The sequence below is a fragment of the Flavobacterium sp. AED genome (genome assembly GCF_000812945.1).
Taxonomy (GTDB): Bacteria; Bacteroidota; Bacteroidia; order Flavobacteriales; family Flavobacteriaceae; genus Flavobacterium.
Window position 1 is genome coordinate 332,921 of the sequence record NZ_JSYM01000001.1, and the last position, 15,550, is coordinate 348,470.

At 34.3% G+C, this 15,550-nt stretch carries 15 protein-coding genes; all 15 read right to left on the minus strand.

Going from position 1 to position 15,550, the window contains the following annotated elements; translation table 11 throughout:
* Positions 1–2: 2 nt before the first annotated feature.
* The 15 genes from OA85_RS01520 to ppsA all read right to left on the minus strand — a co-directional run bounded on the left by OA85_RS01520 (position 3) and on the right by ppsA (position 15,387).
* Positions 3–785, minus strand: a complete 783-nt coding sequence (locus OA85_RS01520) for an ABC transporter permease (protein ID WP_039107669.1) — start codon at positions 783–785, stop codon at positions 3–5.
* Between the two features lie 199 nt (positions 786–984).
* Positions 985–2,895, minus strand: a complete 1,911-nt coding sequence (locus tag OA85_RS01525; RefSeq protein ID WP_039107671.1) for an SPFH domain-containing protein — start codon at positions 2,893–2,895, stop codon at positions 985–987.
* Positions 2,896–3,155: 260 nt separating this feature from the next.
* Positions 3,156–3,449: a chaperone modulator CbpM gene (locus OA85_RS01530; protein ID WP_039107673.1), complete on the minus strand. Its 294-nt coding sequence runs from the start codon at positions 3,447–3,449 to the stop codon at positions 3,156–3,158.
* Entirely contained in the window at positions 3,446–4,354 is a 909-nt protein-coding gene (locus OA85_RS01535; protein ID WP_039107675.1) for a DnaJ C-terminal domain-containing protein, read from the minus strand. Before OA85_RS01535 ends, OA85_RS01530 begins: the two co-directional genes overlap by 4 nt.
* A 41-nt stretch (positions 4,355–4,395) precedes the next feature.
* Positions 4,396–4,653, minus strand: coding sequence for a DUF2061 domain-containing protein (locus tag OA85_RS01540; protein ID WP_052257107.1), 258 nt, complete (start codon positions 4,651–4,653; stop codon positions 4,396–4,398).
* Positions 4,650–5,075, minus strand: a complete 426-nt coding sequence (locus tag OA85_RS01545; protein WP_231557057.1) for a universal stress protein — start codon at positions 5,073–5,075, stop codon at positions 4,650–4,652. The genes OA85_RS01540 and OA85_RS01545 overlap by 4 nt, the downstream gene beginning before the upstream one ends.
* A gap of 241 nt (positions 5,076–5,316) precedes the next feature.
* The gene (locus OA85_RS01550; protein ID WP_039107679.1) at positions 5,317–5,916 is read right to left on the minus strand and encodes a YceI family protein; all 600 of its coding nucleotides are present in this window, start codon (positions 5,914–5,916) and stop codon (positions 5,317–5,319) included.
* A gap of 238 nt (positions 5,917–6,154) precedes the next feature.
* A complete protein-coding gene (locus OA85_RS01555; RefSeq protein ID WP_052257108.1) occupies positions 6,155–7,216 on the minus strand; it encodes a reverse transcriptase domain-containing protein in 1,062 nt (353 codons plus the stop codon).
* Positions 7,217–7,401: 185 nt separating this feature from the next.
* A complete protein-coding gene (locus tag OA85_RS17295; protein ID WP_156129394.1) occupies positions 7,402–7,554 on the minus strand; it encodes a hypothetical protein in 153 nt (50 codons plus the stop codon).
* Positions 7,555–7,712: 158 nt separating this feature from the next.
* Positions 7,713–8,867 (minus strand): phosphatidylserine/phosphatidylglycerophosphate/cardiolipin synthase family protein, encoded by a 1,155-nt coding sequence (locus tag OA85_RS01560; protein WP_039107681.1) that lies wholly within the window; start codon positions 8,865–8,867, stop codon positions 7,713–7,715.
* Positions 8,854–9,957 (minus strand): site-2 protease family protein, encoded by a 1,104-nt coding sequence (locus OA85_RS01565; RefSeq protein ID WP_039109273.1) that lies wholly within the window; start codon positions 9,955–9,957, stop codon positions 8,854–8,856. Before OA85_RS01565 ends, OA85_RS01560 begins: the two co-directional genes overlap by 14 nt.
* Before the next feature lie 100 nt (positions 9,958–10,057).
* Positions 10,058–11,047, minus strand: coding sequence for a 2-hydroxyacid dehydrogenase (locus tag OA85_RS01570; protein WP_039107682.1), 990 nt, complete (start codon positions 11,045–11,047; stop codon positions 10,058–10,060).
* Between the two features lie 226 nt (positions 11,048–11,273).
* Complete coding sequence (locus OA85_RS01575) at positions 11,274–12,566, minus strand: dihydrolipoamide acetyltransferase family protein (protein WP_039107684.1); 1,293 nt, start codon at positions 12,564–12,566, stop codon at positions 11,274–11,276.
* Positions 12,559–12,720: a hypothetical protein gene (locus OA85_RS17300; RefSeq protein ID WP_156129395.1), complete on the minus strand. Its 162-nt coding sequence runs from the start codon at positions 12,718–12,720 to the stop codon at positions 12,559–12,561. The genes OA85_RS01575 and OA85_RS17300 overlap by 8 nt, the downstream gene beginning before the upstream one ends.
* Before the next feature lie 216 nt (positions 12,721–12,936).
* Entirely contained in the window at positions 12,937–15,387 is a 2,451-nt protein-coding gene (gene ppsA / locus OA85_RS01580) for a phosphoenolpyruvate synthase (RefSeq protein WP_052257110.1), read from the minus strand.
* Between the last annotated feature and the right edge of the window lie 163 nt (positions 15,388–15,550).

Consider the following 15,550-nt stretch of genomic DNA (forward strand, 5'->3'; position numbering starts at 1 on the left):
AGTTATAAATCATAAAAAATATTCGTAATAAAAACAGCAATAAAGTCAATAATAAAAAGTAGCATTGAGGTAAAAACTACCGCAGAGTTTGCTGCTAAACCCACACCTGCAGTTCCTTTTTTACAATTATATCCCTTAAAACAGCCCACTAATCCTATGGCAAACCCAAAAAAGAAAGTTTTAATTGTTGCGGGTATTAAATCCCCAAATTCCAATGCATCAAAAACCTGATTGTAATACAATAAAAAAGAAACATTTCCTTTTATGTTTTCCACCAGATAGGAACCGAAAATGGCAATAAAATCGCCAAAAAAAACCAACACGGGAAGCATAAAAGTAGTTGCCAATATGCGGGTAACCACTAAATATTTAAAGGGATTTGTGCCTGAAACTTCCATAGCATCAATTTGTTCTGTAACTCTCATCGAACCTAATTCGGCGCCAATACCGGAACCGATACGTCCTGCACAAATCAAGGCAGTTATAATAGGTCCAATTTCTCTTATTATCGAAATACTTACCATAGAGGGCATCCAGGAAACGGCACCAAATTCCTGTAATGTGGGTCTTGATTGTAAAGTGAATACTAAACCAATGATGAATCCTGTAACGGCAACAAGCAGTAGAGAACGGTTTCCCATATTAAAGCATTGGCGTAGAAATTCTTTGAATTCAGAAGGACGTTTAAAAACTTCTTTAAAAAAACGTCCTGCAAAATAAGAGAGTTCGCCAATTTCAAGTAGAAAACCTTTGAATATTTCGATTATTTTAGAAAAACTATCCATAAGCGAATGAATTAATTTTTAACAGAAAATGGCTACCCAAATATACGATTATTTTGCTGATTTACAGTGGTGTTAGGTGTTGTTCGTTTGTTTTTTTATGGTTTTTTAGTGAAAATATACGGAACATTAATAAGTTATGAAAAAGACAAAAAAAATCCGCTGAAAAGCGGATTTTTTTGATGATAATTTAAATTGGAGATTATTTTGTACTCGATTCGTCTTTCCCGTTTTTAGTATCCATCATTTCCATTAATTTCATTCCTAGAAGGCCACTTATACCTCCGTCAGAACCTGCATTTCCTGAAATTAGAACATCTGGAATTACTTTGATTTTTCCTTTACCTATTTCCTCGGTTATTTTATATTTTGTAAAATTATCACCACCCATTGCAGAAACTTGTAATTGATACGCTTCGGCAGTTGATTTACCAATGGCCATAATTTTTTCAGCTTCGGCAAGACCAGTTTTAGAAATTCTTTCGGCTTCTGCACTTGCAGTAAGTTTCGTTGCTTCAGCTTGTGCTCCGGCTCTTGCTTTTGTAGCTTCAGCTTCGGCATTGGCACGCATTTTTGTAGCTTCGGCTTCCGCATTTACATTGAGCTTTAAACTGGTTGCATCCCCTTCGGCTTTTTTAACCGTTGCATCAGCTGTACGTTGTGCAATTTCAACACTTTGTGATGCTTTTACAATTTCCTTTTGCATATCTGCAATGGCAGTTTCTTTTTCTACACCTTGACGTTGTTCTTGTGCCATTCTTTGGGTTTGATAGGTTTTTTGCTCTTCTTCGGCAATTTTTCTATCGGTTAACGTTTTCATTAATGATTCTGGTGGAACAATATCTCCTATTAAGGTGTCCACAGCATTTACATTGTATTCATCTAAAACCGTTTTGATATGATTTTTAGCTGATTCTTGACGCTCTTTTCTGGTGGAAAGAAACGAAATCACATCGCTATCCTGTGCTGAGTTTCTAAAGTAGTTTCCAATTGTTGGCTCTAAAACCTGAGAAACAAGGTTGTTCATGCTCCCAAAACGGGCAATAACTTTTGGCGCTTCATTAGCAGGTACATGTATGATTTGTGAAACATCCAGATTAAAAGGAAATCCATCTTTAGAACGCACCGTAATCGTAGATAGATTTTTGTCTAAATTGTGTGATTCGCTTCTGGCATCTGCCCAATTCAAAACTAAATTGGTTGTTGGAACTGGTTCCAGTTTTGTTGTGTATTTGTTCAAAGCATATTTTCCCGGACCAAAAGGCTCCATCCAAACCCCACGTTGCCCTTTTGAAACAATATTTCCATGTTTGAAAGTATCTCCGGTAACATCTTTTCCGTCTTCTCCAATATAGGAAATTACCACACCAACATAACCAATAGGTACATCTGTCATTGGGTTTTGCTCAATTTGTACCGCCCATGTGTTGATATAATAGGAACCTGCCAAAATAACTTGAGGTTGTAATCCTCTATTACCTCCATTTTTTAGAAATTGATCAAAATCTTGAAAGTTATTGTGGTTTTCTACAAATTTACCTGCAATTTGACCTATTGGAATAGGTTCTCCATCCATTGCAGTGACAATTCCAACCATGTTTTCAAAAATCACGATTTGTGGGGTCATCACTACTTCAAACAGAAAAGTATTGATACGATAAGATCCTGTTGTGATAAAGGCTGATTGACGTCCTTTTTGTCCGCCATTATTTAGAAATAAAGTAGCATCTTGAAAATTATCAGAATTTACTTTTTGTGCCAAAATTCGACCTGTTGGAATTTCGGCGCCATCTTTACTCAATAGTAAGCCAATATTTCCTTCAGGAATAATGGTAAATGAGGTCATGTTTACTGAATATTGCCAAGGCCACATTGCCCAATATAAACCTGGAGCAAGTGTTTTAGCCTGAAAACCGGCTTCGCCTTTAGTCGCGATAATTCTTCCGTCGGGCAATGATTTTTCGGCTCCAAAGAGAACGAATTTTTTGGTAACTAAACCAATTTTATCTTCCGGTACTATTACCATTCCGAAAAAAACACGTAAAACGAATTTATAAAAAACGATAAATAAAACTAAAACTAATACCCACCAATACTCTGTAAGATTTGCCATATTAAAATAAAATTTGATTTTAAAATTAGTATGACTTTATGGATTTTTGTTACAAGTAAAAGTAATTTAATGTTTGAATAATCTTACTAATTGTGTTTTAGAAATAGAATGGAAAATTATCCAATAAAATAAGGCATTAAGAGGCGTTTTTTATTTTGCAAAAAGTACAAAACATAGTTGAAAACCAAACTGAATTCATGTATTGTCCAATTTAGAAAATCATAATTTTGGATGTGTTTATAATTTTCTCTATTTATAAATTAACTTTCGTACAATCGCAATCTGTTTTTAACGGAAGTTAGTTCATTTTGTAAGTCTTCTATTTTTTGTAGAAGATTAAATACTACATCAATTCCTTCCGTATTAACGGCTAATTCCTGATGCATCCGAATCATTTTCTCTATTTCAAAAATGGCATCAGGGTGAATGTATTGTGTTTCTTCGATTGTTTTTATTTCGAGTAAACCCATTTCACTGAGATTGTTAAAGAAAGCAATTTCCACTTTGTAATGGGTACTTAATGTAGGTAAGGGGATGAGGTTTTCTATGTTCATGTTGTTCTTAACTTAGCAAGTTCCGTAAATAATGCTGCTTCTTTTTCGGTAAGATTTGTGGGGATTTGTATTTGATACGTAATATATAAATCACCAAATTCTCCTTCTTTTTTATAAATAGGAAATCCTTTTCCTTTCAGTTTTACTTTAGTACCGTTTTGAGTTCCGGGTTTTACCGTAAGTTTTACTTTTCCGTCAAATGTATCTGCGGTGATTTCGCCACCTAATATGGCGGTGTATAAATCTAAATCCACTGTGGAGTATAAATTGTGGTTGTCCAACTTAAAATTAGTATGGTTTTCAACAGTGAAAGTGATATATAAATCTCCTTTCGGTACACCACTTGAGCCTTCTCCTCCAAGTCCGCTGATTTTTATTTGCTGACCATTCTCGACTCCGGCAGGAATAGTGATTCGAATGTTTTTGCCATTGATCGTTAAGGTTCGCTTGTGGGTGGTGTAAACGTCTTTTAGGTCCAGATGCAATTCAGTACTGAAATCTTGTCCTTTAAATTGGGCACTTCGACGACGACCGCCACCTCCTGATGCACGACCACCAAACATAGATTCAAAAAAATCAGAGAAATCGCCACCACCGCCACCGCTAAATCCTCCATAACCATCTTGCTGTCCGCCTCTTGAATATTGACCTTGCTGTTTTGCTTTTTCATATTGCTCAGCATGTTGCCAGTTTTCACCGTATTCATCATATTTTTTACGATTCTCGGCGTGGCTCAATACTTCGTTGGCTTCATTGATTTCCTTAAATTTTCTTTCTGCTTCCTTATCATTTGGATTTAAGTCGGGATGGTATTTTCGGGCCATCTTGCGATATGCCTTTTTAATATCTGCTTCCGTTGCTTTTTTATCCACTTCAAGGATTTTATAATAGTCTATAAATGCCATCCTAGATTATTTTTATAATTATCATTGTTGCAATTCAAATTTTATTGGCCTGAACTTTTTAGGTTGGTTTTTCCCCATTTTATTTTATCCCAAATTCTCTCATGAAAAAAATAAGCAAGTGTTGTATAGATATTGCTTACAATCATAAAACCAAGGGCTATTTTTATTTGTCCTGTGAATAGATAAATAGAAATAAAATCGAGTACCAAAATTACCACTCTGTAACTAATCGTTTTTACTATTGATCTTCGGATTGTTTCTTCCGTATGCTTTCTGTTAGGAAGAAGTTTTTCTATCATGGCTTGGTAGGTATAATAAATACTGGTATTTCTGAATGCCGGATTACTTTTTCAGCGACACTGCCCATAATTAAGTGTGAAAATCCAGTTCTGCCATGTGTACCCAAAACAATTATATCAGCATCCCATTCTTTGGCCACATTCAAAATTACTTCATACGGTATTCCTTCTTCTACAAAAGTCCAGATTTTATGTTCCTTAAATACGGTGTCAACAAGCATTTGTTGATTTTTTTTGTAATCGTTTATGGTGATGTCAGCAAATTCCTTAGGAGTGACTGCACCTTCAGTTATAAGCATTGTGAGGTCAACAACGCTTAATAATGCAATTTCAGCCTTTAGTTGAAGACCAAGTTGAAAACCACTCAAAGCAATTTTCTCTGATGTGGGATCATTGTCAACTGCGATTACTATTTTTTTCATGTTTCCCATATCCTTTTGATTAGATTTTTACTTTAATCTGAATATCCAGAAGTACAAAAAAACATCCTACCAATGGATTATTTCTACTATCAAATTTAATCAATTTTTCGTTGTTAAAATCAGAATTTGGTGTTTATTATGAATGAATTAACCTCAAAATAGTTCCTCTTTTTAGAACTGATCAACAGAAGAATTTTGTTTTTCATTTATAATTATTTTGCTAGTTTCATCGATAACGGTTTTACAATCCATTGGCAGAAACTTGTTGTTTGATGAATTCACTATCGGCTTTAATTTTTACTTCATTACTAATCATTGGCGCAGGAAATTTTGGACCAATATCAAAATCTGAACGTTTTAGAATACCGCTAAACTGAAAACCTGCTGTAATTGCTTTTGATTGTGGATTTACTATCGTTCCTCGATACCACATATTAATAGTCACCGGCTTGGTAATTCCGTGTAGTGTGAGGTTGCCCATTAACTTGTATTTGCCTTTTTCTTTTCCGAGTTTTTTTATGGAGGTACTTTTAAAAGTCATTTTCGGATATTTTTCTACTTCAAAGAATTCAGCACTTCGCAAATGATTATCTCGCATTTCTACTTCGGTATTGATGGAAGCTACTTCTGTTGAAAGCTCAAAGATGGCATCACTAAAATCTGCTTTGTTAGCTGTAGCAGTTATTTCAAATGTTTTGAATAATCCGGCAATATCAGAAATACCATGATGTACGGTGCTAAAAGTTAGTTTTGAATGCATCGGATCTGCTTTCCATGTTGTTTGTGCCAATAGAAAAGTAGAGAAAAATAGGGTTACGATAATTACTGTTATTTTTTTCATGAACTTTAATTTTATGTATTGATGAAGATTTTTTGAAGTTTAAAATTTGATTGTAACCAATTGTTTTCTGGAATTCAGAAATATCTAAATTCAGGCCACAGTGGATTATAAATTTTAGAAATTTCGAATATCAAATTTAATCAATTATTTAATGCTGAAATTAAATAAAATGTTTTATTTCAGTTGGTTATATAATTAAAAAAGCTCCAATTTGGAGCTTTTTATAAAAAATATTTTTTTAAATTGGAATCAATTCATCTTCCATCGTTTTCAAGTCTTGTTTCTTTTTTAAGGCAATCAGTATGGTTTTGTAGCCTATAAATTCCTCATCTTTTGGATTTATTTGCAGTACAAAATTTATTTTCCCTAACAGATGCTCCAAATAATTTTTTTGGTCAATCTCTTTATATTCTCGGTGCTCCTCGAAACCAAATTTCTTAATATAATACATGGCTTGCCTTAATTCATTGCGTTTATGAAATACTACCTGCGGTTTTTCATTGACGACAATGCCAATAACTGTTTGGCGTGTATTGGGCATCATCAGTTTGGTTTTGTTTTTATTGATACGAAGATTTAATTTCCCAACGGTTTCAGTTACTTTATGGAGTAGCTTATTTTCGTCAAAATCTCCGGAAAAACTCAAATCGTCTGCATAACGGGTGAATCTTATTTTGTGTTGTTTGCAATAATCAGAAATCACGGCATCGGCTTTTTTGAAAATCAAATTCGAAAGATAGGGACTCGTTGGCGCACCTTGTGGTAAGCTTCCATCGCGGATGCATAATTTTGAAAGCAATTTCGAGACCATTTTAGAATATCCCAATTCAAGAAATTCTTTTTCAACGGCTTCAAAGCTAATAGATGGAAAGAAATGTTCTAAATCCAGCGTGAAAACTTTGGGTTGGTTTTTATGAAATCTAAGGTTTTCAAGGATACTTATATTAGGTTTATATGCTTTCGCAAAAGGGCTAATGGGCACTTTATAAAGGATGTTTCTGAGAATCCAGATTTGGATTTCTTTCAAACTGGGAAGCGGCTCAGAAATAAGTCGTTTGCTGCCATTTTTTTTTAAAATCTCAAAATCCCGATAATAGCGTTTGGGATAAAGAGCCGCTTTTTTTAAAAATTCTTTTTTGTATCCAACCAAAAGTGATAAATGGGTTGTATTATAAATTACAGGAACATCATGTGCAAATAAAACTTCAGCATAATCCAGACAGCGTTTAATATTCTGTTCTGAATAGCCTTTTTTCTGGGCATCGTGTGAAAAGGTCTCTTTGTATTGAATAAAATCCATAAGGTTAAATCGTTAATGGAGTAGGGACTTTTATGTCCCTAACCCCAATTAAGAATACCGGTTTGAAAGTTCGGAGCTCTGCGGAGAATCTTTTAAACCTGGTGCTTGAAAGAGCATTCAATTACAGAACAGTGACTCACAGCTCCGTCGCTAGCCTAAACTAGCAAATTTCTTTGGGAAATGAACTAAAAGAACAATTCATCCTGACTGGGAAGAAATACTGTTTTTCGATCCAATTTCGGGATTTTACTGTCGAAATCCTTTTGGATCCATTCCTCTTTTTTTTTGGTTTTTATTCGATTCGGTTCCATTTTTTTAAATTCTAAATTATTTTTCATAAAACATTTAAAACGCTTGTTTTTAATGTTTTACATATATAAAGTTACAAAAAATATTATATAAAAGGATTGATTCATATAATTTTTTTAAACAGTTTTTTCGTCTTTTTAGCACGAGTTAATCTTTTTAAACTTCTTATAAATTACGAGTTATCATGTTAAGTATAGAAACGTTTATAAGGGGTGTACGTGATCAGTATTTCGATTAGTCGAGTAATAAAATACGAGAACAGATTAATAAATTTAGAAAAGAAATGGGTTTTTATTTCTAACGATTCAAGGGTTATAGGTTCACATTTGACAATGATTTGGTTGAGGTGGGATTGATACATTTTAGAAAATACAGTAGAATTTATTTCAACGTTCATTTCCACACTTCCATACGAACTTAAATTATTCAAATTAAAGGAGCCTATAGTAGTCCAATAGCCATCAATTACAGCTGATTTTCCATGTAAAATAGATTGATTCCATTCGTATAATTCTATATTATAATGCAACAGTTTGTTATAAAGAAAACAAGTTGCGCGCCGTGTCATGGGAAGATCTGAAATACCCGATAAAATTAATTTAATTTTCACATTGTTTTTAGATGCTTTATTTAACGCTTTAATGATTCGAATTCCGGGAAGGAAATAACTTCCCACGATGATTATCTCTTTTTTTGCATGGCAAATGGATTTGATATACCCATCACAAATCTCATTTTTTCTTTTTAGCCAATCATTTTGAATGATACGGACCAAGGCATCTTCCTGAACATGAAAGACCGATTTTATTTTTTTGCTGCTTACCCGTTTTTTCTTAAAATAAATGTTCCTGCAAAGTTCCTGAAGCGGCTGGGCAATTGTACCATTTAATTGAACGGCATAATCAAGCCAAGGCGCTTCAGTTGGCGTACCACAGTATTTGTCGGCAATATTTATTCCGCCTATTAGTGCAATTTTTGCATCAGCGACTATTACTTTTTGATGCAATCTTCTACCTAGGTAAAAAGTATAGGCTGAAAATAAAGGGGCAAAAAAACGAATATTTATTCCGCATTGTCTAAGCTCCTCTATTATATCAGAAGGAAACGATAAAGAGCCTAAACCATCTAAAAGAATGAAAATTTTAACCTGACGCGAAGCCGCTTCTTTTATTGCCGCAATAATTCTTTTTCCTGTTGCATCATTTTCAAAAAGATACATTTGAATATGAAGTTCAATCTGGGAATTATGAATAATTGTTTCCAATCTTGAAAAATAATCTTCGCCGCTATAAACAAGCTCCAAGCTTTTAGGAGCAATACGGCTAATTTTACTTTCCATCATGGGCTTTTTTTATTTTAACTTCATTAATCAGAATGAATTCCAAAAGATTTTCAATGTCCAAAGTTCCTATGAGTTGATTGTTTTCCATAACGAGCATTAATGTTGATTTATTTTGCTGGATTAGCTCAAAAACGTTTTCCAAAAGGGAATTGCTTTCGAGGATAATTAAATTTCGATCCATGACATTGTATATAAATTCATCATCTCCTTTTTTAGAAAGTGCCATTATTATTTGGTCCCGATTCAGTGTTCCTACAGGAATGTTATTTTCAGTAATCAAAAAATTCTTGTTTTGGCTGTCCAGAAGCAATTCTACTGCTTTTTTTATTTTTTCATCTGTATCTATTGTCTGATAATCTTTCATAACCACATCTTGGACTTTAAATCCTTTCAACATGAATTTTGATTCTGTATAATCAGCTTCAATTTGTGCGCCTATAATAACAAATATACCTATGAAAATCAAAAAAGGAGAGGTGAAAAAACCTAAAATAATAAAAGCCATTGCCAGAAATTGACCAATACGAGCTGCAATTCTGGTTGCAACATTTCGGGGAAGTTTAAAGGACAATAACGCCCGTAAGACTCTACCGCCATCCATAGGAAATGCAGGAATTAAATTGAAAATTGCCAACCAAAAATTAACTAAAAAGAAGTTCAGAAAGAAATTATTGGCATTGACGCCATTAGATAATTCTGTCATCAATTTATCTGTATTGTCAGGAATCGAAATAAAAAATGCCGTTATAAATGCCAATGTAATATTTACTAATGGTCCCGCAAAAGCAACTATTAATTCTTCTAATGGTTTTTCGGGAATTCTTTCTAATCGTGCTAATCCTCCAATGGGTAAAAGGGTGATGTCCTTAGTTTTTATATTATAGTTTTTTGCAGCCAGCGCATGTCCTAATTCATGCAGTAAAACAGTAATAAAAATGCATAAGATAAATACAACAGACCAAATTATTTGTGCGGTATTTTGGCCTGATTTGTAGTTCATAAAAATGATGAACAGAATAAGTAATGAAAATGTCCAGTGAATAAATATTCCAATACCGGCTACTTTTCCGAGTTTGAATGATCCTTTCATCTTTTGAATTTTTAATACTATCAATCATAGTATGATTAGAAAAAAATAAGCAAATAATAAAAATCAATAGTTTGTATTCGTTTTAAAATAGTAAGCCTCTTTAGTTTACTTCATTTTCAGAAATACCATTATATGCCCAAGCATTCAAATTTGCAATAGTAGTATGGGCGATTCCTTCTAATGCTTCATTAGTTAAAAAACCTTGGTGTCCAGTAATTATCACATTAGGATAGGAGCGGAGTTTTAGAAATAAAGCATCACTTACGGAAGCATTAGTATGATCCTGAAAAAATATCGGTTTCTCCTTTTCATAAACATCCAAACCCGCTGCGGCGATAGTTTTATTTTCAATAGCTTCTAATAAATCTTCGGAGTTTACAATACCTCCACGAGCCGTATTGATAAAAACAACTCCTTTTTTCATTTGTGAAAAAGTCGTTTTGTTAAACAAATGATAAGTCGTTTCGTTCAGTAAATAATGAACAGAAATCACATCAGAATTTGCGCATAAATCCTCTATTGAGACATAGGAAATAGGGATTTCTTTCATTAGTTCTTTGTTTTCCTGTATATCAAAAGCTAAAATTTTACAACCAAAACCATGCATAACTCGTGCAAAAGCAGCCCCTATTTTACCAGTACCAACGATACCTATTGTTTTTCCATGCAAATCAAAACCTACTAAATGATCCAAACGATAATCACCATTTTGCATTAACGTCTGACCTAAAACCAGTTTTCTGTTTAAAGCCAATAGGAGAGCAACGGCAAGTTCAGCGATGGCATAAGGTGAATATTTAGGCACGTTTGCCACTTTTATTGCCAGAGATTTGGCTCTTGCTAAATCTACATGGTCGTAACCTACAGAACGCAGTGCAATGTATTTCACACCGAAAGTATATAGTTTTTTCAATATAACTTCTGAAGCCTCATCAGAGGTGAAAAGCGAAACGGCATCAAACCCTTTGGCAAGATTTACGGTGCTTTCATTCAAAGGTTGCTCCGTAAAAACCAACTCGTGATTACCATGGGCCGCTTTTTCCAAAAAAGGTCTGTCGAAACCAAATATACTATAAACTAATACTTTCATTTTTGTTTTTTTATCTGAAATATAGGTGATTAATGATGGTAATATAGTGATTTTTAGATAATCTGATCTAGATTTTCATTAAACGCAACGATGAATTGTAGTGAATCATAAGAATCTATATGGAGTGCTGTTCTATTATTTTTATCGGATATCAATTCCGAGGATTCCGAATGAAGAGCAATGTTTTTTAGTAATTGAAAAAATAATATTTTTAGATTTTCAGGGATTATAATAATTCAGGATTTTGTAAATGTTTGTTTAAAGTAATTAAAAATCGGCTGCCTATTAATCCATCCGTAGCACGATGATCTCCTGCCAGTGTCACGTTTACGAAAGGACAAATACCAATCATACCATTTTCGGCATGAGGTTGTTCCAAAATATTTCCAAAACCAATAATTGCAACCTGTGGAGGATGAATGATTCCGAAAATAGAATCGGCTCCTCCATCACTAATATTCGTTATTGTTATAGTCGAATCATTCCATTCTGAACTTTGTAACCGCATGGCTCTTGCTCTTGGAATAATCTCATTTAATGCATCCATTATTTCATCAACATTTTTCTTGTCAACCTGATGAATGGCAGGAACAATTATGCCGCCAGTGCGAAGTGATACGACAAAACCAATATTGATATCTTTCTTTAGTTGTAAACCGTTATCCCAAATTGCATTCAAATCCGGAAATTCAAGAAGCGATTTTGCCGTTGCTTTTATCATTAATGCTACAGGCAGTAATTGTTTTTTTACCACACGATGCTCGTTTGCAATTTGTAACCAAGCTAATGTATTTGTAAGATTAATTTTTTTTTCCAAATAATAATGTGGAATTTCCCTTTTAGATTTGCTCATTGCTGCAGCTACTGCAGTACGTATTCCTTCAGCAGTATTCCCTTGTTTATCAGATTCATCAGGTAGTATCTCCGTGTTTTCTATTTCAATTTTTTCAATCGTATTATCCACATTATCTTTGGTAATGGCTACATCGGGTTCTGTTTCTGTTGTTTTTAAAGTATCAATAAGGTTGCCATCAGCTTCAATTTTTTCAATCGTATTATCTACATCATCTTTGGTAATAGCTACATTGGGTTCAGTTTCTGTTGTTTTTTGAAAGCCAATAGGGTTATCGTCAATACTTCTCTGGTATAATGGAGATTCTTTGATAGGTGTTTCTTCCACTTTTGGAACGTAAATTGGTTCCGTTTCTTTTTCTTCTATCGGTTGTAATGGTATCGATTCTTGTTCAGGAATTTTTTCTTCTATTTTTGTTTCCAATGCAACTACGCTTGGATTTATTAATGCCATTACGGTTCCCACGGGAATTTTGGCACCTTCTTTAATGAGCAATTCTGCAATGGTTCCTTCTTCAAATATTTCAATTTCAATCAGTTCTTTCTGTGTTTCCACTTCGGCAATAATATCCCCTCGCTTCACGGTATCTCCTGGTTTTTTTTTCCATTCGATTAGTGTAGCATCTTCCATATCCGCGCCCAAACTGGGCATTAGAAATTCAATCATGGCGTATCATTTTTTTTACTGTATTAATAATTTTTTTTCTTTGAGGAATTGTAGCTCTTTCAAGATATACAGCGTAGGGAATAGGAACTTCTATGCCATACAATCGTTGAATAAACGTATCCAAATCATAAAAAGCTCCCATAATCTTTCTCATAATCTTTGTGTTAATTTGAGAGTAAATACTGACGGAACACCAGGCATCTCATATAATAAGCACACGAAGGATTTTAGTCACTAAAACAAAAAAGTTTTTCATAAAACCAGTAAATCGATTACTTCTGCATCAATCCTAACTGTTGCTCCTTATTTTGCGAAAGCTAAAGCAGTGGTTTCTCTAATTCCGGATGAACTACCAGTTTCAACAGCTATTTTATTTTTGAATGTTGTTTCCATAATTGAGTCTTCTTACATTAGAATTTTTCTTTTTGTTTTCTGCTTCCAAAATATTTTCAATTCCTTTTACCAAAGCGTCAGGATTGAATGAAATACTATCGATTCCTGCATTCACTAAAAACTTTGCAAATTGAGGAATATCGCTAGGTGCCTGTCCACATAAACCTACTTTTATTCCAAAACGTTTGGCAACCCGAATCGTTTCTTTAATTAAATATTTTATGGCTGGATTTTCTTCATCAAATAAATCACTTACTAATGCTGAGTCGCGATCTAATCCTAATGTGAGTTGCGTTAAATCATTGGAACCAATAGAAAATCCGTCAAATAGTTTTGCAAATTCATCAGCCATTAATACATTACTTGGAATTTCAATCATGACATATACTTCTAGTCCGTTGATGCCTTGCATTAATCCATTTTTAACCATTTCATTAAGAACCTTTTCACCTTCTTCGACTGTTCTGCAAAAAGGAATCATCAATTTTACATTATGAAGCCCCATTTTATTGCGTACTTTTTTCATGGCTTCGCACTCTAAGGCAAACCCTTTTCGATAAAAATCACTGTAATAGCGGGAAGCACCACGAAATCCTATCATGGGGTTTTCTTCATCTGGCTCATAATATTTTCCACCAATGAGGTTGGCATATTCATTGCTTTTAAAATCACTCATTCGTACAATTACATCTTTTGGATAAAATGCAGCAGCAACAATAGATACGGCTTCGGCTAGTTTATCAATGAAATAATTTTTAGGATCTTCATATTCCTTGGTTAATGCCGCTATTTGGGCAACAATCGTCTCATCGGTTATTTTTTCAGGTTCACACAACGCCAACGGATGAATTTTTATAGTATTCGAAATAGCAAATTCCATTCGCATCAAACCCACACCTTGATTAGGATAATTACTCAATTCAAACGCTCTTTCCGGATCGGCAAGAATAAGCATAGGATCTGTTTTTGGCATTTCAAGTTTACTGAAATCCTGTTCTTTTATTTCCCATTTTAACAATCCTTCGTATATATTTCCTTCCTTCCCTTCGGCACAGGAAACAGTAATTTCCTGACCATTTTTTAGTGCGGATGTTGCATTACCACAGCCCACTACTGCAACGGTTCCCAGCTCTCGTGCGACTATGGCGGCATGACTGGTGCGTCCGCCTTTGTTGGTAATAATTGCCGAAGCTCTTTTCATGATAGGATCCCAATCAGGATTAGTCAAATCAGTGACGATAATTTCTCCTTCTTGCAACAAATGACCTTCTTGCGGGCTGTTTAAAATGCGCACTTTTCCGGAGGCAATTTTATCGCCAAGAGCAATTCCTTGTGCTAAAAGAATTCCTTTCTCTTTGAGTTTATAGATTTCCCGGACTTGCTTATTTGCTTTTCCGTGAACGGTTTCCGGACGCGCCTGAACGATATAAAGTTGGTTGTTCAAACCGTCTTTTGCCCATTCTATATCCATAGGTTTTCTATAATGTTTTTCAATTTTATAGCACCATTGGGCAAGCTGAATAACTTCTTTGTCGCTCAATGAAAACTGGTTTTGTTTCTCTAATGAAGTATCCGTATTGCTAATTGTATTTTCTGCGGATGAAGGGATAGATTTATTGGCATAAATCATCGTAAATTCTTTTCTGCCGCACTGTCTTTTTAGAATAGAATCTAAATCTGTATTTTCTAAGGTGGGTTTAAAGACAACCCATTCGTCAGGCGTAACTGTACCTTGAACAATATTTTCTCCTAATCCCCAGATGCTATTTACGATAATGGTATTTTCGAAACCGCTATCCGGATCAATAGTGAATGCTACGCCGGAAGCTGCTTTGTCGCTTCGAACCATTTGTTGTATACCTACAGAAATCGCAATGTCAAGTTTGGCAAAACCCATATCATGACGGTATTTTATGGCGCGGTCCGTAAATAAGGATACATAACAACGGTGTACGGCGTCGATTAACTGTGCTGTACCATTGATATTCAAAAAGGATTGCATTTGTCCCGCAAAACTTGCTGTTGGCAAATCCTCAGAAGTTGCGCTGCTTCGTACTGCTACATCAAGATTATTAATGTTGCATTGTTCACTAAGCGATTGGTAAGCCGCCTCTATTTCATCTTGAATTTCCACTGGAATGGTTGCTGATAAAATTAGATTTCTGGCTTTTTCTCCAATGGAAGAAAGATTGGAATATTCTTTAGTATCTAATGAAAACAGTAACTCTTTCAATGGTTTCTCCAGATTATTCATCTTTCTGAAAAGCCTGAATCCGCGTGCTGTAACAGTAAAACCATTAGGAATGTTGATGCCTTTTGGATTGAGCTGATTGTACATTTCGCCGAGAGAGGCGTTTTTACCACCAACTATATCAATAGCATCAATACTAATTTGGTTAAAAAATAGGATGTGTTTGTACTTTGCCATTTCATATGTTTTTTGAATAGAAACTGACGATTATTAGTCTGTTAAAATAGTAACAATAGAAAATAGTTGAGGCGCACTTTTTGGTTAATCAGACCGCAAATTTTTTACTTCAAAAGTAGGTTTGAAATTTGCTTGCATTTTGAGGTTTAAAAGCAGGAAAGTA

Excerpts from the sequence above, each read along its gene's own strand:
- OA85_RS01520 (WP_039107669.1), bottom strand. The coding sequence starts at position 785 with ATGGATAGTTTTTCTAAAATAATCGAAATATTCAAAGGTTTTCTACTT.
- OA85_RS01525 (WP_039107671.1), bottom strand. The coding sequence starts at position 2,895 with ATGGCAAATCTTACAGAGTATTGGTGGGTATTAGTTTTAGTTTTATTT.
- OA85_RS01530 (WP_039107673.1), bottom strand. The coding sequence starts at position 3,449 with ATGAACATAGAAAACCTCATCCCCTTACCTACATTAAGTACCCATTAC.
- OA85_RS01535 (WP_039107675.1), bottom strand. The coding sequence starts at position 4,354 with ATGGCATTTATAGACTATTATAAAATCCTTGAAGTGGATAAAAAAGCA.
- OA85_RS01540 (WP_052257107.1), bottom strand. The coding sequence starts at position 4,653 with ATGATAGAAAAACTTCTTCCTAACAGAAAGCATACGGAAGAAACAATC.
- OA85_RS01545 (WP_231557057.1), bottom strand. The coding sequence starts at position 5,075 with ATGAAAAAAATAGTAATCGCAGTTGACAATGATCCCACATCAGAGAAA.
- OA85_RS01550 (WP_039107679.1), bottom strand. The coding sequence starts at position 5,916 with ATGAAAAAAATAACAGTAATTATCGTAACCCTATTTTTCTCTACTTTT.
- OA85_RS01555 (WP_052257108.1), bottom strand. The coding sequence starts at position 7,216 with ATGGATTTTATTCAATACAAAGAGACCTTTTCACACGATGCCCAGAAA.
- OA85_RS17295 (WP_156129394.1), bottom strand. The coding sequence starts at position 7,554 with ATGAAAAATAATTTAGAATTTAAAAAAATGGAACCGAATCGAATAAAA.
- OA85_RS01560 (WP_039107681.1), bottom strand. The coding sequence starts at position 8,867 with ATGATGGAAAGTAAAATTAGCCGTATTGCTCCTAAAAGCTTGGAGCTT.
- OA85_RS01565 (WP_039109273.1), bottom strand. The coding sequence starts at position 9,957 with ATGAAAGGATCATTCAAACTCGGAAAAGTAGCCGGTATTGGAATATTT.
- OA85_RS01570 (WP_039107682.1), bottom strand. The coding sequence starts at position 11,047 with ATGAAAGTATTAGTTTATAGTATATTTGGTTTCGACAGACCTTTTTTG.
- OA85_RS01575 (WP_039107684.1), bottom strand. The coding sequence starts at position 12,566 with ATGATTGAATTTCTAATGCCCAGTTTGGGCGCGGATATGGAAGATGCT.
- OA85_RS17300 (WP_156129395.1), bottom strand. The coding sequence starts at position 12,720 with ATGAGAAAGATTATGGGAGCTTTTTATGATTTGGATACGTTTATTCAA.
- ppsA (WP_052257110.1), bottom strand. The coding sequence starts at position 15,387 with ATGGCAAAGTACAAACACATCCTATTTTTTAACCAAATTAGTATTGAT.